The following is a 21,367-nucleotide window of genomic DNA, read 5'->3' as shown; positions in this document are numbered from 1 at the left end:
TTCGGCCATGCAGACAACTGTGCGCGTGTTTCACCCCACGTGGGGTGAAACACGCGCACAGGTGGCGTAGCCGCTGTCACCCGATGGCGGCGGGGTCCATCCACATGACCTCCCAGACGTGCCCGTCCAGGTCGCGGAACGCGCGACCGTACATGAACCCGTGATCCTGCGGCTCCATCCACGCCGAACCTCCCGCCGCGATGGCGGTCTCGACCAGCGAGTCCACCTCCTCGCGGCTCTCAGCGGAGAAGCACAGCAGGGCCTCACGCGAGGTCGACGTGTCACAGATGTCGTCGGCGATGAACTCCTTGAACTTGGCCTCGGACAGCATCATCACGGTGGTCATGTCGTTGACGAGCATCGAGGCAGTGTTCTCGTCGCTGAAGGTCTCGTTGAACCCGAAGCCGAGCCCGTCGAAGAACTTCCGGGTCGCCTCGATGTTCTTCACGGCCAGGTTCACGAAAAGCATTCGGGACATTGTCTGCTCCTGTCATCGGGTGTGTACGCGTCGCCGCGTCCTCGGCTTCCGAGGTCGTCGAAGAGTTAGACCAAGGCCGATCGGAAAACTCATCGGTCCCCGCCAACTATGTCCGTTCGACGCGGTCCGGGCACGGCGAACGGCGGTTGGGCTACCGTCGACCCCGGCGCTCGTACCGCCATGAATCCACACGAGTTCGAAGGAGACAACGCCATGTCGCAGCAGGTTCGGGGTGTCATCGCCCGCTCGAAGGGAGCGCCGGTCGAGATCGCGACGATCACCATCCCCGATCCGGGGCCGGGCGAGGTGGTCGTCGCCGTCGCCTCCTGCGGCGTCTGCCACACCGACCTCACCTACCGCGATGGCGGCATCAACGACGAGTACCCGTTCTTGCTCGGCCACGAGGCGGCCGGCATCGTCGAGAGCGTCGGCGCGGGCGTCGACTCGGTCGCGGTTGGCGATTTCGTGGTGCTGAACTGGCGGGCCGTCTGCGGTCAGTGCCGCGCCTGCAAGCGCGGACGCCCCCAGTACTGTTTCGACACCTTCAACGCGACGCAGAAGATGACCCTCGAGGACGGCACCGAACTCACTCCCGCCCTCGGCATCGGTGCGTTCGCGGACAAGACCCTGGTGCACGCCGGCCAGTGCACGAAGGTGGACCCGACCGCGGATCCCGCGGTGGTGGGCCTGCTCGGCTGCGGCGTCATGGCGGGCATGGGCGCGGCCATGAACACCGGCAACGTCGGGCGCGGCGATTCGGTCGCGGTCATCGGCTGCGGCGGAGTCGGCGACGCCGCCGTCATGGGCTCGCGGCTGGCGGGCGCGGGCACGATCATCGCGATCGACCGCGACCCCCGCAAGCTGGAGTGGGCCGTCGAGCTCGGTGCCACCCACACCATCAACGCCGCCGAGGTCGACGACGTGGTCGAGGCCGTGCAGGAGCTGACCGGGGGCTTCGGCGCCGATGTGGTGGTGGACGCGGTCGGGCGGCCGGAGACCTGGAAGCAGGCGTTCTACGCGCGCGATCTGGCCGGCACGGTGGTCCTGGTCGGCGTGCCGACCCCGGACATGACGCTGGAGATGCCGCTGGTGGACTTCTTCTCCCGCGGCGGGTCGCTGAAGTCGTCCTGGTACGGCGACTGCCTGCCCGAACGCGACTTCCCGATGCTCGTGGACCTGTACCAGCAGGGCCGGCTGCCGCTGGAGAAGTTCGTCACCGAGCGGATCGCGCTCGACGAGGTGGAGCAGGCGTTCGAGTCCATGCACCGCGGCGAGGTGCTGCGTTCGGTGGTCGTGCTGTGAGCGGCGTGCGGGTGGATCGGGTCGTCACGTCCGGCACCTTCAGCCTCGACGGCGGCACCTGGGACGTCGACAACAACATCTGGCTGATCGGCGACGACTCCGAGGTGGTCATCGTCGATGCCGCGCACACCGCGCAGCCGATCATCGACGCGGTCGCAGGCAGGAAGGTCGTCGCGATCGTCTGCACGCACGGCCACAACGACCACGTGACGGTGGCCCCGGAGCTGTCGGAGCGCCTGGACGCGCCGATCCTGCTGAACCCGGCCGACGACGTGCTCTGGGAAATGACGCACCCCGGCGTCTGGCATCGCACACTCGAGGACGGGCAACGGATCGCGGTGGCGGGCACCGACATCCAGGCCATCCACACGCCGGGACACTCCCCGGGCTCGACGTGCCTGTACCTGCCGGAGGCGGGGGAGTTGTTCACCGGCGACACCCTGTTCTCCGGCGGGCCGGGGGCGACCGGGCGCTCGTACTCCGACTTCCCGACGATCATCGGCTCGATCCGCGACAAGCTGTTCGCACTGCCTGCGGAGACGAAGGTGCACACCGGTCACGGCGACGGCACCACGATCGGTACCGAGTCGCCCCATCTCGAGGAGTGGATCAGGGCGGGCTCATAGGGACCGGCTACCTCCGCGGCGACCTTCACTAGAGTCGGGGGATGGCTACCGTCTGGACAGTTCCTGTCGACATCAACACCCGCTGGCTCCACTCGCCCGAGGTCCAGACCTTCCTCGCATCCAACGACCTGGCCGACGCATCCGCGGATCCGCGGGTGCGGCTGGAGCAGTTCGCCGATGTGGCCTCGGCCCTCGGGCGACACGTGGGCCGGACGTTCACCTCGGTTCACGCGGCATCGGCGGCGCTGTTCGACCGGATCGACGGTGCAGGGCACGGTGTCCCGGTGGCCTTGCGGCTCGCCGCGCTACGTCTGATCGTGACCGCGGTCCACCAGACCCGCCCCGCGCCGAAGCCGTTGCCCGCGAGGGTGACCGAGCAACTCGGGGTGTACGTGTACGCGCTGCTGGATCCACGCAATCGATCGGTCTTCTACGTGGGGAGTGGTCGTGGCAACCGCGTGTTCGGCCATGTCTGGGCGGCACTGGAGGAAACCGAGAGCCGCCGGTTGCTCGAGGGCCAGGAAACGGACCCAGCCGAGGTCACGGCCGCGACCACCACGCGTATCCGCGACATCTACGACTCCGGCCACGAGGTGGAGCACTACATCGTGGCGCATCGGGTCGCGTCCGCCGACGACGATCGGACCGCGGAGGGCATCGGCGGGGCGCTCGTCGGCGTGCTCGGCCTGATCGAGCCGGAGACCGAGACCCCCGGCCTCACCAACCTCGCCGGCGGCGCATCCGACCTCAGGGCCGTGCCTGTCGACGACCTGGTGCTGCAGTACGAGGCGGAACCGGTACCCGACCTGCCCACGCCGTGCTTCCTGGTCGACGTGAAGGGCGCAGCCAAGCGGGGCGCGACGCCGGAAGAGATCTACGCGATGGCGCGGCAGTCGTGGGCGGCCGGGACCGCGGTACGCGAGTCGGCCGGGATTCCGGTGATCGTGTTTGCGGACAACATCGTTCGGGCCGTGTACCGCGCCGAGTCGTGGGCCATGGTCTCGCGCACCACCGACACCGCGCTGTGGCGCTTCACGGGCACCGCCGACCCGGAACTCGAGGACCGGTTCGTGAAGAAGCGGGTCACGCCCGACCGCGTGGGCCTGAAGAAGTGGCCGGCGAACGGATCGGTGTCGCACCTGACACACGCGCGTCCGGGACGCTGAGATCGGACGAGGGGGCCCGCCCGGTTCGGTACGGACCCCCTCGTCCGGTGTGCCCACAAGTCCTAGCTCAGGTCCCACACCTTCGGCCAGTCCTTGCCGCGGTTGGCGGCGTCGGTGCCGCCGTCGACGAAGACGACGGATCCGACGAAGTAGCTGGCCTCGGGGCCGAGCAGGAACGCCACCAGCGCGGCCACCTCCTCGGGCGTGCCACCGCGACCGGCGGGGATGGTGGACAGGAAGTGCTCCATGCCCGCGCCGACCAGCGGGTCCTTGCGCCCCTCCTGGGTCATCGGGGTGTCGATCAGGCCCGGCGCGATCGCGTTGAGGCGGATGCCCTGCGCGATGTACTCGGCGGACTTGGTCCTGGCGTAGTAGGCCAGCGCGGCCTTGGTGGCCGGGTAGGCCTGGATGGCGGCCCACTCCCCGAACGTCGCGGCGACCGCGTTGGCGCCCGACTCGTCGCCCGCCAGGCAGGCGTCGGCGAGATCGGTCGGCCAGTTCGGCTGGCTGGTGGTGGAATTGGAGCTGATCAGCACCACGGACGGGTTCTTGCCCGCGGCCAGCAGCGGGCGCAGACCCTCGAGGAGTTCGATGGCGCCGAAGTAGTTGACCGCGATCAGCAGATTCGCGGGGCGGCCCGTGGCGGCGGCCAGGCCGGCGAACGGGACGAATCCGTCGATGCTGCCGTCGGCCAGCGCGGCGACCTGTGCGATCGCGTCGCGGCGCCCGTCGGCCGTGCTCAGGTCGACGTTGACGTCGGCGTTGTGCAGGTCCACGCCGATGACGCGGTGGCCGTCGGATTCCAGCCGTGCCTTGGTGGCAGCGCCGATCCCCGAGGCACAGCCAGTGATGACGTAGGTCGCCATGAAATTCCCTTCGAACATGAGATCCGATGCGATACGGCCAGAAGCCGAATCGGTCAATGGGCATGCGCCGAGCGACACCCAGTTTCCGAAGATATCCCCCGAGCCGATCGCTGCGTCCAGGTTCGTCCGAATCGGAGGCTAGGTGCGCGCCCCGACCACCGGTCCGATTCGTCCCGCTGAACGGGACGAGGATCCGGGCGTCCCTTCAGTCGAAGGCCCGCTGGTCGATCCAGTCCGCGTTGAACATCCGGGCGATCGACACCAGCGCGCTGGTGTCGCCGTCGACGCTGGCGGAGGTGACCATCAGCCGGTCGACCATCGTGGTGGCCGCGGACTCCTCGACCGTGTCGGTGGCGTAGAGCAGCGACCAGGGGCACACCTGATAGTCGCGGTGACCGCGGCCGATGGTCTGCCGGGCGGCGATGCCGGAGTACCGGGGCTGGTGGAAGAACCCGATCCGAGGGGTCGCGGTTGCCCGGGAGCCGTCGGCGAGGTGCTCGGCGGCGTGCAGGCTGATCGCGGAGGTCGTGTTGAACACAACCACCCGGGTCTCCCCGCGCTGGAACCGCAGCCTCTCGTTCTCGGCGTCGCGGCGGCCGCCGAAGATCCGGGACACCGCGATACCGCGCGCCTCGAGGAGGTCGGCGACCGGCTCCGCGCCGGTGCTCACCATCTCCGTCGCGACCAGGCACTGATAGCCGCGCTCCACGGTCGCCGCGACCAGGTCCGCGGTGTGCGGCGCCCGGATCATGCCTGCCTTCTGCCGGAACCGGATCAGGGCCGCCCGACCGCGCGCGGTGTCGGAGCCGGTCCTGGCGATCTGCATCTCGCGCCGGTAGTCGCCCCACTCCATCTCGTACTGCTGCCGCTCCGCGACGGTCAGGTCGACCCCGAGCCCGTCGATCGGGGCCTGCCCCCATGGCGCATCCCGGTGCAGCATCACCGGCGGTTCGGCGGCGGTCATCGCGTCCCGCACCCGGGCTACGGCGTCGGCCTGGATCCGGCCCGACGCCTTCGCCTCCGCCGTCCACTGCCAGCGGCCCATGTACCGCTCCAGCGGCACCCCGAGCTCGACCAGTCTGGCGCCGAGCTCGTCCCACCGCTGGGGCGGCTCTCGGTGCACCTGTGCCAGCAACGACGACAGGTACCGCCACTCGCCGGGGTGGTGCCCGAGGGTCGCGGTCAGCGAGATGACGAACGGCGCCTTCTCGGGCGGGTCGAGGTGGCGGGTCACCCGCCGCTGGTAATCCGTGCGCTGCGAGTCGTGCCGGAAGTTGTGTGCCTCGTCGTTGACGACGACGTCGAATCGGTACCTCGGCCTGCCGTTGCGGGCGATGAGCTTCTTGAGCTGGTCGGGGGAGATGATCAGCCAGCGGTAGCCGCCGTCGCCGACGGCCGCGATCGACGCGCGCCAGTGCGGGATGGTGATCGAGGTGGGGCGGTCGACCGTGACGAGAATCGTTGTGCCGCCGCGCTGCTGAGCGACCGCCTTCGCGCCGGCGATCGCGCTGAGCGTCTTGCCAAGGCCCGGGTCGTCGGAGAGGCAGAAGCCCCGGAAGCTCGCCTCGGCCGCCCGGGCGATCGCGGCGGCCCCCTCCAGCTGTTCGGGCCGCAACTCCTTCGGGGCTGCCTCGGCGGCCGGACCCCGGGTACCGTTCAGCTCGTCCTCGACCCACTGCTGGTACGAGTACGGCTTCGCCGCATAGAGGCGGAGCTCCTCGGGCAGGCTCGACCCGACGTAGGCGTGACTCTTGATGTCCCCGTAGTACTTTGCGCCGGGGGCGGGAGCCCGGAAGGGCACCTCGAGCACCCAGACGCGCTCCCCGGGTCCCGGGCTGGGCGCATCGACCTTCTTCGCCGCGGCCTTCTTCGCGGGGCGGGCGGTCTTTCGGCGAGCCTTGGCGGTCACCACGCAACGGTAGCCGCGCGGTCCGACATGCCGGCGCGACGGACTACCGTCCGGCTGGGGTCAGCCCGTCGCGCTCGGTCACCTCGCGGGCGGCCCGCTCACCGGAGCGGACGGCGCCGTCCACCCAGCCGCACATCTGCGCGGAGCTCTCCGTGCCGGCCCAGTGGATGCGACCGCAGGGCTCGCGGAGCGCGGGACCGAACTCCGTCAGCACCCCGGTCGGTGCGTGGCTGAGCATGCCGCCGCCGGAATAGCGCTCCACGGTCCAGTTCTGCTCGATGTAGTCGACGGGCGAGCCTGCCTTCTCGCCGAATCGCCCGGCCAGCTCGCCGAGCACCGCCTTCCGGCGTTCGGCCTCCCCGAGGCGTCCGAGCTCGCGCGCGATCGGGCCCTCGACGATGACGCACAGCACCCCTGGCGTGGCCGCGTCCGTGCCCGCGTCGATGGTGATGGTGGCGAGGGAGCCCGGTGCCGCCGACTGGCCCGACAGTCCGTCGGCGCGCCAGAACGGCTCCTCGTACACGGCCGCGATCTTGACGATCGAGCCGCTCGGCATCCGCTGGTGCAGGAAGGAACGGTCGACGGGCAGCATCGGCTCGTAGCGGATCTGACTCGCGATGGCGAGCGGCACCGCGACGATCACTCGCCGGGCACGCACCGCCATGCCCTCGGAGCGAACGGTCACACCGTTGCCGTCCTGCGTGATGCCGCGAACCGGCTGGCCGAGATGGACGGCGTCCCCTATCTCCGCCGCCATCGGCCGGTAGATCGCGCCCATGCCGCCGACAGGCCGCTCGTCCTGGGCCGCGTCCTTGACCCCGAGGACGAAGCCAGGGCCGCCACCCGACGCCATCTGGTAGAGCACGAAGAGCATGGACACCTCGGCGGCCGCGGAGGTGTAGCAGCCCGCGATCGCCGTCTCGAGGAGCTCGTGCGCCGGTCCCGACAGGACGTTGTCGTCGAGCCACTTGGCCAGGCTGATCTTGTCCCACTCCGCGGCCTTCTTCGCCCGCCAGGGGGCATCGAGGGGGATCGTCTTGCACATCGAGCCGAGCTCGAGGAAGACCGCGCCGAGGTTAGCCGTCACCCACGGGCTCATCGTCAGGGGGATGGTGCCTTCGTAGCGGTGCTGCTTGCCGCCGACCACCATCATGGCCTGCCCGTCGGTGTACTGCTTGTAGCTCGGCACACCGAACTCGTCCATCAACGCGTAGATCCGGTCCTGACCCGGCCCAACCCACGCACCGCCGCGGTCGATCCACGTCCCGTCCTCGCGCACCTCCGTGAAGGTCCGGCCGCCGACCCGGTCCCGCGCCTCCAGCAGCGCGACCGATCGGCCCGCCTGTTTGAGCCGCAGCGCCGCCGTCAGCCCCGCGAATCCCGCACCTACAACGCAATAGTCGACGTCGACGTCAGCCATGACTGCACCCTGCGTTCGCCAGATCTGCGCGCACACCCCTCGCCGGGTGCACCAATCGGCTGCACTCGCATAGCGCGGGTCGAATACGCCTCGCATCTATGCGTACTCGCAGTGCGCGAGCAGGTCAAGGGCGGCGAGAGTGAGCGCGAAAACCGTTGTGGCGTTTACAAAGCCAACCGAACGGCGAGGTGAGCCGATTCTTGCCGGGAGTACTCCCTGCCTCTCGAACGGGTGCTTATCGGGCAATCCACTCGACCGATGTTCCGATAACCACCCGTTCGCGGGCCGCGATCAAGACCGGCCGTCAGGCCCGCAGCTTCGCCAGGGGCGAGGGAAAGCGGGGGAGCACCTTGTCGCCCTGGAGCCAGGCCGACAGCGTGACCGCCTCCTCGTCGAACGCCCGTCGCGCCTCGGCGCCGACGTCCTCGAGCAGGTGCACCACCACCTGCCCGGCCTCGTCCTGCCACCAGCCCCCGACGATCCGGCCGTCCCACCACGCCGTCGGGCCGGCGTTGCCACTGGTGTCGAACAGCAGGTCCTTGTGCGGCCCGAGGTACCAGTCCCTGTCCCGCCAGCCCATCGTGGTGGGATCGAGAGCGGGCAGCAGTGCCGCCCACGGCTCGACGGGGTCGTCCCGTTCCTGGTCGTCGGCCAGCAGGTAGCCGGTCCGGCCGTCCAGGTCGACCGTGACGACGTCCAAGGTGGACAACGCCTTCCGCACGGTGGACACCGTCGACCCGAGCCACCACTTGAGGTCGGCCTCGGTGCCGGGGCCGAACGCGCGCAGCCACGCCTCGACCAGCCAGGCCGCGCCTGCCGCCTCCGTCCGGTGATCGATCGGCGCGCCCAGCCAGGATTCACTTGTCGCCCAGCGGTTCCGCGACGCCCGCCAGGGTCCGTCATTGGTCGCGCGCACGATCCTGCCCTCGGCCGACAGCACGGTCAGCACCCGAGGCCCGACCGACACCTGCCCACCCCAGCTCCGGCCCTCGCCATAGGTCATCGAGCCCTTCAGCAGCGGGATCTGTTCGCGCAGAGTCGTGTACGACATGGGCGCACTGCCCTCCAGCGTATCGAGCACCGCGTCTCCTGCCGCCCCGAGCCAGGCGGCCCCGTCGTCGAAAAGGCCGGCCTTCTCCACCTCCCGGATCAGGCGCCGCCGCTCCGTGTCGGCAACCCGATTGCTGGCACCGGCCTGGACGAACGGCAGCGACTCGCTCGGGAACACGAACAGGGTGCGCCGCATCGCGAGGTGTTTGACCAACGAGCGCTCGTCGTACATGGCGCGCTCCAGGTCCGCCACCACCATGCCGTCGACCCTTGCCCGGGCGGACAGGAAGATCGTCGCGGGGTCCGTGCCGTGCAGGCACACCAGGCTCCTCGCCGCCTCGGTCACGCACCCGGCGCGGGCCTCGGGTGCGAGCCGGTGGCGTCGGGCCAGTCGGGCGCGGCGTTGCGCCGGGTCGAACGAGGCTGCGTGATCAGTGGGCACGGGTGTCATTGTGCCCGCTCGCGGCCGGCGGGCACGGCTGTCCGAGCCCGGCCCGCACCCGCAGGTCCCTGGCCAGGTGGTCGCGCTGCTCGATCACCAGCCGGCGCAGCGCGTTCGGCGCATCCGGGTTCGCGGCCAGCCAGTCGTCGACCGGGACGAGCGACTCGGCCGCCGGGAACAGTCCCAGCACGATGCGTCGCGCGATCTCGATGCTCCGCCGCGCCCAGACGCCGCCGATCGCCGCGAAGTAATCGTCGTCGTAGCGGGCGGTGAGGTCGCGGCGATCACCGGCCCGGAACCCGGCGATGACGGCATCGAGGTGCTCGTTGGTCAACGACGTGTCACCCAGCGCGGACTCCCATGCGCTCGCCTTCACCTCCGCGTCCGGCCGGGCCGCCAGCGCCCGCAGGTGGGCGGTCCGCCCGGAGGCGGTGTCGTCGCCACCGAGCTCTGCGTCCAGGTCCGCCGCGCAGGCGTGGCCGGTTGCGGCCAGCGCGGTCCACAGCGCCCAGCGCAGATCGGGGTCGAGCGCCAACCCCTCGGGGGCGGGCGCCCGGCCGTCGAGGGCAGCCCTGATATCGGCGGCCAGGCGGTCGTCGACCGTGGCCGCTGCCGCCGCAGCGCGTGCCCAGGCGAGTTGAGACCCGGAACCCGGCTCGGCGGATTGCATTGCCGCCCAGGTCGTGTCGAGCCAGGCACCGCGCCACCGGTCCCGATCCTCGGTCGGCAGGTAGTGCCCGATGGCGTAGGACGCATTCGACAGCACCGCCGCCAGCAGCGCCGTGTTCGACTCCGCGGGCGCGAATGCCCGGGCCATCGTGAGGTAGCGGTCTGCGGCCAGTTCGCCGTCGCGGGTCGCGTTCCACAGCGCGGACCAGATCAGCCCGCGCGCGAGCGCATCGGTGACCCTGTCGAGCGAATGCTCCACGGTGGCAAGCGATCCGGAGTCCAATCGCGCCTTCGCATAGGTGAGGTCCCCATCGTTGAGCAGGCGCAACGGAGCGGGATCGAGCACGATCGGGGTGCGTTCGGCGAGCAGATCCACCTCCACCCGCTCGCGGCGGACCAGGTCGCCGGCGGCGTCGAAGTCGTAGAGCCCGACCGCCAGGCGGTGCGGGCGCGGATCCGTCTGGACGATCACATGGCCGCCGTCGGCCTCCTCGAGCGCCAGCGTCGACATCCCGGAGGTCTGCAACCAGGCGCGCGCCCACTCGGTGAGATCGCGGCCCGAGGCCGCCGACAGCTCCGACAGGAGGTCCGCGAGGGTGGTGTTCCCGAAGGCGTGCGCCCGGAAATAGCGGCGTGAACCCTCGAAGAAGGCCTCGCGCCCGACGAACGCGACCAGTTGCTTGAGCACGCTAGCGCCCTTCGCGTAGGTGATGCCGTCGAAGTTGAGCTTGGCCGCCTCCAGGTCGACGATGTCCGCGACGATCGGGTGCGTGGTGGGCAGCTGGTCCTGCGAGTACGCCCAGGCCTTGCGCCGGTTCGCGAACGCGACCCACGCATCGGTCCATCGCGTGGCCTCGGCGCTGGCGAGCGCGCCCATGTAGTCGGCGAACGACTCCTTGAGCCACAGGTCGTCCCACCACACCATCGTGACGAGGTCCCCGAACCACATGTGGGCCATCTCGTGCAGGACCGTGTTGGCTCGCCCCTCGTACTGCGCGGCCGTCGCCGCACCACGGAAGACGTAGGCCTCGGTGAACGTCACGCAGCCGGGGTTCTCCATCGCGCCGAGGTTGTATTCCGGTACGAACACCTGGTCGTACTTGCCCCACGGATAGGGATACTCGAACTGCTCGGCGAAGAAGTCGAGGCCCTGCCCGGTCACCTCGAAGAGGGTGTCGGCATCGAGGTACTGCGCGAGCGAGGCACGGCACAGCAGGCCGAGTGGAACCGTGAGATCTCCACGACTCCAAGTTGATTCGACCCGGACATAGGGACCGGCGACCACGGCGGTCAGGTAGGTGGAGATGGGCAGGGTGGGGGAGAACTCCACCGCCTGACGGGCGTCGTCGGCCTCGCGGGTGGCGATCGGGCGATTGGACACCAGCTGCCACCCGGCGGGGGCCGTGACGGCAAAGGTGAACGGCGCCTTCATGTCCGGCTGCTCGAAGCAGGCGAACACCCGGCGCGCGTCCGACGGCTCGTACTGGGTGTAGAGGTAGGTCTGGCCGTCGACGGGGTCGAGGAAGCGGTGCAGGCCCTCGCCGGAACGGCTGTACTCGCCGGTGGCCTCGACGACAACCCGGTTCGACGCGCGCAGATCCCGGACCAGGATGCGTGCGCCGTCGTACTCGACGGGTGCGGGCGTCCCGTTGACGGTCACCGACTCGACCGACAGCCCGATGAAGTCGATCCACGTCTCGGCCCCGGCGGCGTCGAAATCGATGGTCGTGGTCGTCGGGAAGCCCGGGCGGGAGTGGTCGGGCGCGGCCAGGAGGTCGAGTTCGACGCGGTAACCGCGAACGGTGACCGCGGCCGATCGGGCGGCGGTTTCGGTGCGGGTCAGGTTCGCGATGGTCACGGGTCGATCCTGCCAGGCGGGCAGGACACGAGGGCGGTACCGACGGCTCCTATGCCAAGCGTCATACTTGTGCCGATCCGTCATCACCTACGAGGAGCCACCGTGACCCGGACCATCGCCCCGCCGCACCCCTTCGACGCTGCCGTCGAGCTCACTCCCGCAGGCGACGGGCGTTTCAGCGGGCACACCTCCCCGGCCTACGCCAACATGGTCGGCCCGTTCGGCGGGATCACCGCTGCGACCCTGCTGCGCGCGGTGCAGCAGCACCCGGACCGGCTTGGCGATCCGCTGTCGCTGACCGTCAACTACGCCGGCCCCATCGCCGAGGGCGCGTTCGAGATCTCCGCCCGGCCCGTCCGGACCAACCGCAGCACCCAGCACTGGGCCCTCGAGCTGTCCCAGGACGGGGTCGTCGCGACGACCGCGACCGCGGTGTTCGGCACCCGCCGCGAGACCTGGTCCTCCACCGAGATCACCCGCCCGGAGGTTCCCGCCGTCGAGGACGTCGAGGCAGGCGCCTTCCCCGAGTTCATCGCCTGGTCCCGCAACTACGAGATGCGCTTCGTCGCGGGTGGCATCCCCACGACCGAGGCGGTCGAACACCCCGACACGGTCTCGACGCTGTGGGTGCGCGATAGCCCCGCCCGTCCGCTCGACTTCGCGGCCCTGACCGCGCTGAGCGACGTGTTCTTCCCCCGGATCTTCCTGCGCCGCGGACAGTACATGCCGGCGGGCACCGTCTCGATGACCGTGTACTTCCACGCCGACGCGGAGGTGCTCGCCGAGCAAGCGGAGGATGCCCTGCTCGGTACCGCCCGCGCCCAGCAGATCCGCAGGGGCTACTTCGACCAGTCCGCGGAGCTGTGGGGGCGCGACGGCGAACTGCTGGCGACGACCCACCAGCTGGTCTACTTCAAGGATTGAGACGACGGCCGCCGGCCCCGGTCCGGCGACCGTGCGATTCCCCGCACATCACGCGAGGGGGCGCTGCTCCGCCTCTGCCAGCGTCTTCAACGTCAGCAGCTGCTTTCGCATCATGACCAGATCGCCGAGCGCCAGCGCACGCGCGACGATCCACGGCGCACCGCAGTGCATCCGGACCACGAGGCGGGTCCCGCCGCCCTCGGGCCGCACCGCATAGGTGACGCATGTCCTGCCGGTGACCAGGGTGATCTGCCTGCCGGGATCGAAGGACACCAGGTCGAACAGGGACATGAAGCGTTGCCCCACTTCGAGTTCGGTGAGCCCCGGGTCGCGGCGGCGCGGGCTGCGCCTGCCGAAGCGGTCGAGCAGGTCGTAGCTGTAGGGCGCGACGCGCAGCTGACTCAACCAGGCGTAGACCACCGGCGGTGATGCGTCGATGCTGATGGCCCGGTCTGCCTGCACCCCGCCGAAGCCCAGGTCGTCACACGGCAGGGGTTGGACGCGCTCGGCCTCGGTGGCACCCCAGACGAGCCCGGGGATCATGCCGCGCCCGCTACCTGGCGCAGCAGCCTGCGCACGACCACCTGGTGACCGCCGCTGCCGATCACCAGCGCCCGGTAGATCTTGCCGTGCACGCCGGGGAACTCGGCCCACGACTGCGCCCGGATCCGGGTGCGGCTCGGCCCCTCCTCGTCGAGTTCGAAGATCAGCGCGTAGCGCGAGAACCAGTGCCGACCCGACAGCGCCAACCGGGCCGGGGCGTCGGCCGAATCGAGCCGGAACCCCCTCGGCGCGGACGGGTCGTTCGGGTCCGTGCACACGACCTTCAGCAGCGCCTGCCACGCCCGATCCCGATTCACATCGATCGATCTGGCATGCTCGTCAATGTAGGGCAATCGCTCCATATAGAAGGAACGTACTAGTAGATGGCACCACCCCGCAAGCACGACACCGACGTGATCCTCGACGCTGCACGCGCGCTCGTGCTCGCCGACGGCCCACGCGCGGCCAGCGTCGCGGCGATCGCCGCGGCGAGTGGCGCCCCCGTCGGCACGCTGTACCACCGTTTCGGCAGCCGCAACGGCGTCCTCACCGAGGCGTGGTTGCGCGCGCTCGCCCGCTTCCAGGAACGCGTCATGGGGGCCGCGGACGACCCGGACCCCGTCGAGGCGGGCGTGGCGATGGCGGTCGCGGCAGTGCAGTTCGGTCGCGAATTGCCCGACGACGCAAAGCTTCTGCTCAACCTGCGTCCGAGCGACCTGCTCGACGGCGGACCCGACGCTGAGTTCCGCGGCCGCCTCGGCGGGATGAACGCGCCCTTGTACGAGCACCTGCGGCGCCTGGCCCGCGAGTTGCTCGGCGCGGACGGCGACCGGGAGATCGACGCCGTCAGCCGCGCCGTCGTCGACCTTCCGTACGCCGCGCTGCGCCGCCACGCCCATGCCGGCGAGCTGCCCGATTGGCTCGACACCGACCTCGCCGCCACGGCGCGCACGCTGTTGACCTCGTACCGAGGCTGAGGCACCCGAGGAGCCGGATCGGCGGGAATTCCACACCCGATGGTGGCCACGCGACGAACCCGCCAGGTCGGCGTTCCGCCGGCAACCGATAACGTGTTCTCATGAACGAACAGCAGGTCGGCGACTCGCTACCCGATCAAGAACACCACGAGGGCGGGTTCCGGCCGATGTCCGAGCTGATCAACGCGCGCGAGGAACGCGGCGCCGACATCACGCGGGGCGGGCCGTACTACGGCGAACTCATCGAGCAGGTGCGCGGGCTGATGGACCGCGCGCGGTTGGCCAGCCCCACCGACGAGCTGGCGTTGGACGCGATCGGCATCCTCAAGCAGCTCAACGACAAGTTGGACGCCGCCGTCGTGAACGAGTGGTCCACGCCGACCTGGACCCGGTTCGACCTACCCGCCCGCGGGAACATCACGCTCCCGCCCTTCATGATCGACCACGCCGACTCCAGCGGTGTCGACGCCCGTCTCACCTTCCGCAACTACCACCTCGGCGGCAACAATGCCGCGCACGGCGGCCAGGTGGCGGTCGGATTCGACGATCTACTCGGCATGGCCGCCGCGATGCACGCGGGTTCGATCACCCGAACCGCCTCCCTCACCGTGGACTACCGATCCGTGACGCCGCTCAACACCGAGCTCAAGGTCCGTGCCTGGGCCGAACGCCAGGAAGGCCGCAAGGTCTTCGTGCGCGCCACGCTGCACGACGGCGACCGGCTCTGCGCCGAAGCACACGGGCTGTTCATCGTGCTCAAGCCCGGGCAGGCGTGAGTCGATAGTTCCGTCCAGGGTCGGCGCGGCTATCCGCGAGCGACGCGGAATCCGACATCGTCGATCCGGTAGGTGGGGTGGCTGCGTCGTCGGGCGGAAGCGCGGCAGCTCCAGTGCTCGTCGAACCAGCCGCCTCCGCGGAGCACCCGATAGGAGCCGTACACCTCGGGGTCGTAGAGGTCCCAGCACCATTCCCAGACGTTGCCAAGGGTGTCGTGTAGTCCCCACGCGTTCGGCTGCTTCGCGCCGACCTCATGCGGCCGGCCGTCGGAGTTCTGGCGATACCACGCGATCTCGTCGAGAGGTCCGTGCCGCGGACCGGTCGTCCCGGCCCGGCAGGCACGTTCCCACTCGGCCTCGGTCGGCAGCCGGTACCCGTCGGCCGCGGTGTCCCAGGTGACGTCGTCACCGACAATGTTGTAGACCGCGGCGAGGCCGGCCTGCTCGGACATGTTGTTGCAGAACGTGATCGCATCCCACCACGACACACCTTCGACCGGCAGGGACGCACCCCGGGTCGCCCCTGGCCATTCGCCGGTGATCTCGGCGTACTCGCTCTGGGTGAGGGGCGTGGCGGCGATCTCGAAGGCATCGACATCGACGCGCCAGCTGCGGCTGGTCCGCCGATCCGAGAGCGTGACGTCCCCCGCGGGGACCGCGATCATCACCATGTCGATCAGCTCCTGGAAAGTTCGTTCATCGCGCACTGTCACATTCTCGGCGCGGGCGCCGTCAGGGTGGTGAGTCCATTCGAACCCCATGAGGAGACAACCCGATGAACACCGCCTACGTCATCGTCACCGTCCTGGCCGCCGCGTGGGTCGGCTATTCGGCCGCCGCCGTCTTCCTCCGTGCCGGATGGGTGGTGGAAGCCTTGACCGACTACGGCGTTCCCCGGTCGTGGTGGCCGTGGCTCGGTGCCGCCAAGGCCGCCGGGGCGGCGGGCCTGCTGGTCGGCCTGTTCGTGCCCGTGGTCGGCATCCTGGCAACGATCGGCCTGTTCCTGTACTTCGCAGGGGCGGTCATCACCGTGATGCGGGCGCGCTCGTACGCCCACATCCCGTTCCCCCTGCTGTACCTGGCGCCGGTGCTCGTTGCCGCGGCACTGGGATATGCGGCCTGAGCACGATCGCCCGGTCGGGGCGGCGCGGCCACGGCCGACCGCACCGACCGGTGCGTCAGAGGTTCAGTGCTGCGGGATGGGATGACCCTCGGACGCCTGAACGACGACGAATCCGTTTCCGGTGAGACACAATTGGTACGCCTCGCCCGAACCACGTCCGATCGCGGCAGACATCTTCGCGGTCTTGCGAATGGTCGACTGCAGCCCGGTCGACCACACCACCGCACTCTGCATGTCGACATAGGTGGGAGTGTCCACGTTCAGCACCACGGGGGTGCCGTGGACATTGATCGCGAGCACACCGCGCCCGCTGAATGTGGTGTTGAACAACCCACCGCTGAGCATCGATGCACCCTCGACCCGATTGATGTCCCAGCTCAGCGAGCTCTCGAACGCGAGAACGTTCGTCCCGTTGACCGTCACGGACTCGTCCTCGAGTTCGAGCAGGAATATCTCGTCGGCGTCGCGGGCGAGGAAGACGTCGCCGCTGCCCGACACCTTCATCAGTGACATGCCCTCACCGGTGAGTGCCTTCTTGAACAGTTTGCCGAGCCCTCCGCTGCCCTGGTAGGCGAAGTCGACATCACCCTGGTAGGCGACCATCGACCCCTGACGGGCCAAGAAGTGCCCGCCGGTTCCGGCCAGGTCGACCTTGAGCATTCGCGAGTTCTGCAGCACGAAAGTCCCCGGCTCACCACTACGTTCCGCGTTCTTCATCAGGTCGCTACGCATTCTCCCGATGCTAGCCGAATCCGACGCCGCCAGGGGCGAGCAGATCGCGCGGACCTCGCGTGCTCCAATATCGTTGCAGCACTGCCTGTTCAGCTCCGACCGGGGCGGAGGCCGGACTCGCCCTCCGCCCCGGGTCACGCTCGCCACCCGCCGCTCGGGTCAGCCGATACTGAAGGGCTGTCCCCAGAGGGTGACGGTGCTCGTGACGTTCTCGGTCTCGACGGTGACGTTGACGTAGGAGCGGGCCTGGGCGTAGCCGGCGCAGCCCTCGACGCCCATGGTGGAGTCGGCCCAGGTGACGCTGCCGGAGTCGCCCTCGAAGGAGTGCTCGCCGGAGTGCGACTCGCCACCGAAGTCATCGGCGGACTCGAGATCGAGAATCGGGAAGCTCGCGGCCTCGCCTGGACCGATCGAGACGGCGCCCGCGCCGCCTGCGGCAGGTTCGGCGGCGCCCTTCCACTCGGCACCGAGACCGGCATCCGCACCGGTCTCGCCGCCGAGGGTGAGCTGGCAGCCCACGATGTAGCCGGGCTCGATGGAGCCGCCCTCGGCGCCGGAACCGCCGGAGATCTCGACCTTCGCCGAACCCGACACCCACACATTGCGGTGCAGGGGCGTCGACCCCATCGATGGGGACACCGTCGCGGACTCGTCGGTCATCGTGACGGTCACCTCGGTGCCGTCCGCGAGGGTCTTGGTGATCGCCCCGCCGGGCAACGGGACGACGGTGTCGGCATTGGCGGTACCGGCGGAGCAGAGGCCGAGGGCGATGGCGGCCGCCGCTCCGATGGTGGCAATCCGCAGCTCGTGACGTGGGCTGTTGCTGCTGTTACTCATGAATTCCTCTTTACTGGTTGGTCTTTCAGGATTCAGGTGGGGGCTGTGTACGTGGCCGACTTGCTACCCGATGCTGAACGGCTGGCCGTACAGGGTGGTCTTGGAGTAGTCGTTGCCGACGATCTCGACCACCGTGTACGCGCGGGCCTGGGCGAAGCCGCCGCAGTTCTGGATCTCGAGCTGGGTGTCCTGGTACTGCACCGAGTAGGTGCCGTTACCCGAGATGTCCTTGCCGGCCACGTTCACGAACTTGACCTGGCCCGCGGAGACCGGGACGGTCAGCGAACCGGAGACCGAGGGACCCGAGAGGTCGATCCCGGCGCCGATGGATCCGCCGAGGCCGGTGATGTCGACCTGGCAGCCGACGATGTAGCCGGTGCTGATCCGGGAGACACCGTGCGTGGAGGAGTTGTTGGTGCCCTTCTCGTTGGTGGCCCCGTTCGAGGGTCCCGCCACTCCGTCCTCCGAAGCGCCGGTGACATCGGCGGTGACGGTGCCCGAGACCCAGGCGGTGCGGCCGGCGCCGTTGGCCGCCAGCGACGGGGAGATCAGGGCGCTCTCCTCGGTGCGGGTGAGTACCGCTCCCGGGCCCGCCTTCTGCCCATCGGGCAGCGGCACGAAGGTGTCGGCACTCGCCGCACCGGTTGACATCAGGCCGATCGCGACGGCCGCGGTGGCGCCGATGCCGGCTAGGCGGGCGAGGCGGCGCATACGAAAGCTGTTCGAGTTCATGGATTTCCTTTTGAGATTCCGAAGAACGGACGTTGGTTGGACACTTGCCGGCGCCGTGTTCACACGAGCGCCGTTGTGGTTCACAGCCAGCCGCCGAAGCGGCGGATGAACCAGACCTTGACCCCCTGGGTGAGCACGCAGTACGCGACCAGCGTCAGAATCAGCCACGGGAAGTAGGACCACGGCAGCGGAACCAGGCCCAGCGCCTGGCCCCATCCGATGAACGGGAACACCAGGCCAAAGGCGCAGACCAGCCCGGTAGAGATCAGGACCGGCAGGGACGCCCTCGACTGGAGGAACGGGATGCGCCCCGTGCGGATGATGTGCACGATCAGCGTCTGCGAGATGATGGATTCGACGAACCACCCCGACTGGAACAGCGCGGCCTGCTCGGGGGTGTTCGCGGCGAAGACGAACCACATCAGTGCGAACGTGGTGATGTCGAAGATCGAGCTGATGGGCCCGATGAAGACCATGAACCTGGTCAGGCTGCGGGTCTCCCACTTGCGCGGCTTCTCGACGAACTCGCGGTCCACTCGGTCCCACGGGATCGTCAGCATCGCCATGTCGTAGACGAGGTTCTGCACCAGCAGCACGGCCGGGATCATCGGGATGAACGGAAGCAGTGCGCTCGCGACGAGGACCGAGAACATGTTGCCGAAGTTCGAGCTGGCGGTCATCTTGATGTACTTGAGGATGTTCCCGAAGGTGCGACGCCCCTCGACCACGCCGCGCTCGAGTACGCCGAGGTCCTTCTCGAGCAGGATGATGTCGGCCGACTCACGGGCGATGTCGGCGGCGGTGTCCACCGAGATGCCGACGTCCGCGGTGCGCAGGGCCGGTGCGTCGTTGACCCCGTCACCGAGGAATCCGACCGTGTGCCCATTCCGCTTGAGCGCGTCCACGATCCGGGCCTTCTGCAGCGGATTGGTTTTCGCGAAGACCGTGGTCTCTCCGACGATCGCATCGAGGCCGTCATCGTCCAATCGGTCGATCTCGGCGCCGGTGATGATGGACCCGACGTCGAGACCCACTTTCCCACAGACGGTCTCGGCCACCAGCTCGTTGTCGCCGGTGATCACCTTGACCGCGGTCCCGTGGGCTCGCAGCGCCTCGATCGCGGTGGCGGCCGAGGCCTTCGGCGGGTCGAGGAACGTCAGGAAACCGACGATCGTCATCCCGGACTCGTCGGCCGTCGAGTAGTCGCGCCTGGCGTCGCCCTGGCCGGCGGGCAGACGCCGGGTGGCGAGAGCCAGGACCCGCTTGCCGAGCCCGTTCTGCTCGGCGACGAGCCGATCGAGCGCCGAGAGCAGCCCCGGCGTCAACTCGTGGGTTGCACCGTTGACTTCGACCGCGGTGCACACGGCGAGCACCTCCTCGACGGCGCCCTTCGTGATGATCAGGTCGGCATCGCCGTCGTTGACGACCACGGACATCCGTCGGCGAGCGAAGTCGAACGGGATCTCGTCGACCAGGCCGTGCTCTCTGCGGATCCGCTCGACCAGGTCGGGTCCCGCGGCCTCGACGACGGCGCCGTCGAGGAGACTGCGCAGTCCGGTCTGGAACACCGAGTTCATCGTGGCCAGGCGCAGGGTGTCCGCGCTGAGCCGACCGGCGGTGTCCAGATGCTCCTCCAGCACGATCCGGTCCTCGGTGAGGGTGCCGGTCTTGTCCGTGCACAGCACGTCCATCGCGCCGAAGTTCTGAATAGCATTGAGCTGCTTGATGATCACCTTGTGGCGGGACATGTAGAGCGCGCCCTTGGCAAGGTTGGCGGTGACGATCAGCGGAAGCATCTCCGGCGTCAGCCCGACCGCGGTCGCGACGCCGAACAGCAGCGCCTGGCTCCAGTCCTTGGTGAGTCCGTTGATGATGAAGACCGTCGGCACCATGATGACCATGAAGCGGATCAGCAGGTAGCTGACCTTCTTCACCCCGAGATCGAAGCTGGTCTCGGGACGGCCCGCGCCCAGCCCTTCGGTCATCGCGCCGAAGTAGGTGTCGTCCCCGGTGTGGACCACGACCGCGGTCCCCGAGCCGGACACCACCGACGTGCCCATGAACGCGAGGTTCCCGGCCTCGAGGATCCGATCGGGCTCGAGCCCGGCCACCGGATCGCTCATCTTCTCGGCGGACATCGACTCGCCGGTGAGCATCGCCTGGTTGACCTGCAGGTCCTTGGCGCGCACGACTCGCACGTCCGCGGGGATCATGTCGCCCGCGGCGAGCTGGACGACATCCCCCGGCACCAACTGCTCGATGGGGATCTCGGCGGTCACCACCGTGTCACCTATCTGGCGGGTGGTGGAGACCGTGGTGCTCACCATCGCCTTGAGCGCTTCCGCGGCCCGTCCCGACCGGTACTCCTGCCAGAACCGCAGCGACACGCTGATCAGGACCATCACGCCGACCGTGCTGATCCCCATGTAGTCGGGACCCTCTTCGGGGTCGGCCAGCACCACCTCGGTGATGTACATGATCACGCCGATGAACAGCAGGATCAGGATGAATGGATTCTTGAAGGTGGCGAGGAACTGCACTATCGCCGGTGCCGGTCGGTCATGGCGGACCTCGTTGCTGCCGTGCCTACGGCGCAGCGGGTCGATCTGGTCTGATCTCAATCCCTTTGGTGTGGTTTGCAGTTCGGCGTACACGCCCGGCTGACGCAGGCGGGCCAGCCGGGCAAGTTCCGTCATCTGACGGTCGGGGAGAACAGGCTGACTGTTTCGTTTGGTGGCCTTACCCGGATGCCCCGGGGGTGCCGAGACACTGGTTGTTGACATGACAGATCTCTCGGTCGCGCACGAACTCGCTAGCGATCGGGCACAACGAAATAGGCTCTGCGACTTCGACGGTCGCGGGCATGGTCGCGGCGAGGTGCCGCGCGTGGGGGTCCGGCGGTGTCCGCGACTAGCGGGCGCGATGGACACCGGCGGT

General features: G+C 69.1%; 20 protein-coding genes. 7 read left to right on the top strand and 13 right to left on the bottom strand.

What is annotated here, in order from left to right:
- Positions 1-76 precede the first annotated feature (76 nt).
- Positions 77-478: a VOC family protein gene (locus BR31_RS0126325; protein WP_027503556.1), complete on the bottom strand. Its 402-nt coding sequence runs from the start codon at positions 476-478 to the stop codon at positions 77-79.
- A 213-nt stretch (positions 479-691) separates the two neighbouring features.
- On the opposite strand from BR31_RS0126325, the gene BR31_RS0126320 reads away from it, so the two are divergent.
- From BR31_RS0126320 to BR31_RS0126310, 3 genes are read left to right on the top strand one after another with little or no spacing between them, the layout of a single operon-like run.
- A complete protein-coding gene (locus tag BR31_RS0126320) occupies positions 692-1,780 on the top strand; it encodes an S-(hydroxymethyl)mycothiol dehydrogenase (RefSeq protein WP_027503555.1) in 1,089 nt (362 codons plus the stop codon).
- Positions 1,777-2,406, top strand: coding sequence for an MBL fold metallo-hydrolase (locus BR31_RS0126315; protein WP_027503554.1), 630 nt, complete (start codon positions 1,777-1,779; stop codon positions 2,404-2,406). Before BR31_RS0126320 ends, BR31_RS0126315 begins: the two co-directional genes overlap by 4 nt.
- Positions 2,407-2,447: 41 nt before the next feature.
- Positions 2,448-3,572: a hypothetical protein gene (locus BR31_RS0126310; RefSeq protein WP_027503553.1), complete on the top strand. Its 1,125-nt coding sequence runs from the start codon at positions 2,448-2,450 to the stop codon at positions 3,570-3,572.
- A 62-nt stretch (positions 3,573-3,634) separates the two neighbouring features.
- Here BR31_RS0126310 and BR31_RS0126305 read toward each other — a convergent pair whose 3' ends face one another.
- The 5 genes from BR31_RS0126305 to pepN form a co-directional block, all read right to left on the bottom strand.
- Positions 3,635-4,438 carry an SDR family oxidoreductase gene (locus BR31_RS0126305; RefSeq protein ID WP_027503552.1) on the bottom strand — a complete coding sequence of 268 codons (804 nt, stop codon included), beginning with the start codon at positions 4,436-4,438 and terminating at the stop codon, positions 3,635-3,637.
- A 205-nt stretch (positions 4,439-4,643) separates the two neighbouring features.
- Positions 4,644-6,347, bottom strand: a complete 1,704-nt coding sequence (locus tag BR31_RS0126300; RefSeq protein WP_037178491.1) for a DEAD/DEAH box helicase — start codon at positions 6,345-6,347, stop codon at positions 4,644-4,646.
- Positions 6,348-6,390: 43 nt separating this feature from the next.
- On the bottom strand, positions 6,391-7,767 hold the full coding sequence (locus BR31_RS0126295; RefSeq protein ID WP_027503550.1) for a flavin monoamine oxidase family protein: 1,377 nt from the start codon (positions 7,765-7,767) through the stop codon (positions 6,391-6,393).
- Positions 7,768-8,071: 304 nt separating this feature from the next.
- Entirely contained in the window at positions 8,072-9,268 is a 1,197-nt protein-coding gene (locus tag BR31_RS0126290) for a winged helix DNA-binding domain-containing protein (RefSeq protein ID WP_037178490.1), read from the bottom strand.
- On the bottom strand, positions 9,249-11,786 hold the full coding sequence (gene pepN / locus BR31_RS30300) for an aminopeptidase N (protein WP_051637764.1): 2,538 nt from the start codon (positions 11,784-11,786) through the stop codon (positions 9,249-9,251). Before pepN ends, BR31_RS0126290 begins: the two co-directional genes overlap by 20 nt.
- A gap of 102 nt (positions 11,787-11,888) precedes the next feature.
- Between pepN and BR31_RS0126280 the strand changes: the two genes are divergently transcribed.
- Entirely contained in the window at positions 11,889-12,710 is an 822-nt protein-coding gene (locus BR31_RS0126280) for an acyl-CoA thioesterase (RefSeq protein WP_027503548.1), read from the top strand.
- 48 nt (positions 12,711-12,758) lie between these two features.
- Here BR31_RS0126280 and BR31_RS0126275 read toward each other — a convergent pair whose 3' ends face one another.
- Positions 12,759-13,253 (bottom strand): hypothetical protein, encoded by a 495-nt coding sequence (locus BR31_RS0126275; protein WP_027503547.1) that lies wholly within the window; start codon positions 13,251-13,253, stop codon positions 12,759-12,761.
- A complete protein-coding gene (locus tag BR31_RS0126270) occupies positions 13,250-13,570 on the bottom strand; it encodes a hypothetical protein (protein ID WP_231496710.1) in 321 nt (106 codons plus the stop codon). The genes BR31_RS0126275 and BR31_RS0126270 overlap by 4 nt, the downstream gene beginning before the upstream one ends.
- Positions 13,571-13,636: 66 nt before the next feature.
- Here BR31_RS0126270 and BR31_RS0126265 point away from each other — a divergent pair, with 66 nt between their 5' ends.
- Positions 13,637-14,230: a TetR/AcrR family transcriptional regulator gene (locus tag BR31_RS0126265; RefSeq protein ID WP_027503545.1), complete on the top strand. Its 594-nt coding sequence runs from the start codon at positions 13,637-13,639 to the stop codon at positions 14,228-14,230.
- A gap of 101 nt (positions 14,231-14,331) precedes the next feature.
- Positions 14,332-15,006, top strand: a complete 675-nt coding sequence (locus BR31_RS0126260) for a PaaI family thioesterase (RefSeq protein ID WP_027503544.1) — start codon at positions 14,332-14,334, stop codon at positions 15,004-15,006.
- 29 nt (positions 15,007-15,035) lie between these two features.
- Here BR31_RS0126260 and BR31_RS0126255 read toward each other — a convergent pair whose 3' ends face one another.
- Positions 15,036-15,671 carry a formylglycine-generating enzyme family protein gene (locus BR31_RS0126255; protein ID WP_037178549.1) on the bottom strand — a complete coding sequence of 212 codons (636 nt, stop codon included), beginning with the start codon at positions 15,669-15,671 and terminating at the stop codon, positions 15,036-15,038.
- A 110-nt stretch (positions 15,672-15,781) separates the two neighbouring features.
- On the opposite strand from BR31_RS0126255, the gene BR31_RS0126250 reads away from it, so the two are divergent.
- On the top strand, positions 15,782-16,129 hold the full coding sequence (locus tag BR31_RS0126250) for a DoxX family protein (protein ID WP_027503542.1): 348 nt from the start codon (positions 15,782-15,784) through the stop codon (positions 16,127-16,129).
- A 63-nt stretch (positions 16,130-16,192) separates the two neighbouring features.
- Here the strand turns inward: BR31_RS0126250 and BR31_RS0126245 are convergent, their stop codons facing one another.
- From BR31_RS0126245 to mgtA, 4 genes are all read right to left on the bottom strand, one after another.
- Entirely contained in the window at positions 16,193-16,861 is a 669-nt protein-coding gene (locus tag BR31_RS0126245) for an AIM24 family protein (RefSeq protein ID WP_027503541.1), read from the bottom strand.
- A gap of 159 nt (positions 16,862-17,020) precedes the next feature.
- Positions 17,021-17,698 carry an MspA family porin gene (locus BR31_RS0126240; protein WP_027503540.1) on the bottom strand — a complete coding sequence of 226 codons (678 nt, stop codon included), beginning with the start codon at positions 17,696-17,698 and terminating at the stop codon, positions 17,021-17,023.
- Positions 17,699-17,761: 63 nt separating this feature from the next.
- The gene (locus BR31_RS0126235) at positions 17,762-18,430 is read right to left on the bottom strand and encodes an MspA family porin (RefSeq protein WP_027503539.1); all 669 of its coding nucleotides are present in this window, start codon (positions 18,428-18,430) and stop codon (positions 17,762-17,764) included.
- Between the two features lie 80 nt (positions 18,431-18,510).
- On the bottom strand, positions 18,511-21,126 hold the full coding sequence (gene mgtA / locus BR31_RS0126230; RefSeq protein WP_051637763.1) for a magnesium-translocating P-type ATPase: 2,616 nt from the start codon (positions 21,124-21,126) through the stop codon (positions 18,511-18,513).
- Positions 21,127-21,367: the final 241 nt, after the last annotated feature.

It is taken from the genome of Rhodococcus sp. UNC363MFTsu5.1 (assembly GCF_000686785.1).
Taxonomy (GTDB): Bacteria; Actinomycetota; Actinomycetes; order Mycobacteriales; family Mycobacteriaceae; genus Rhodococcus_G; species Rhodococcus_G maanshanensis.
This window is presented reverse-complemented; position numbering and strand designations above follow the sequence as displayed.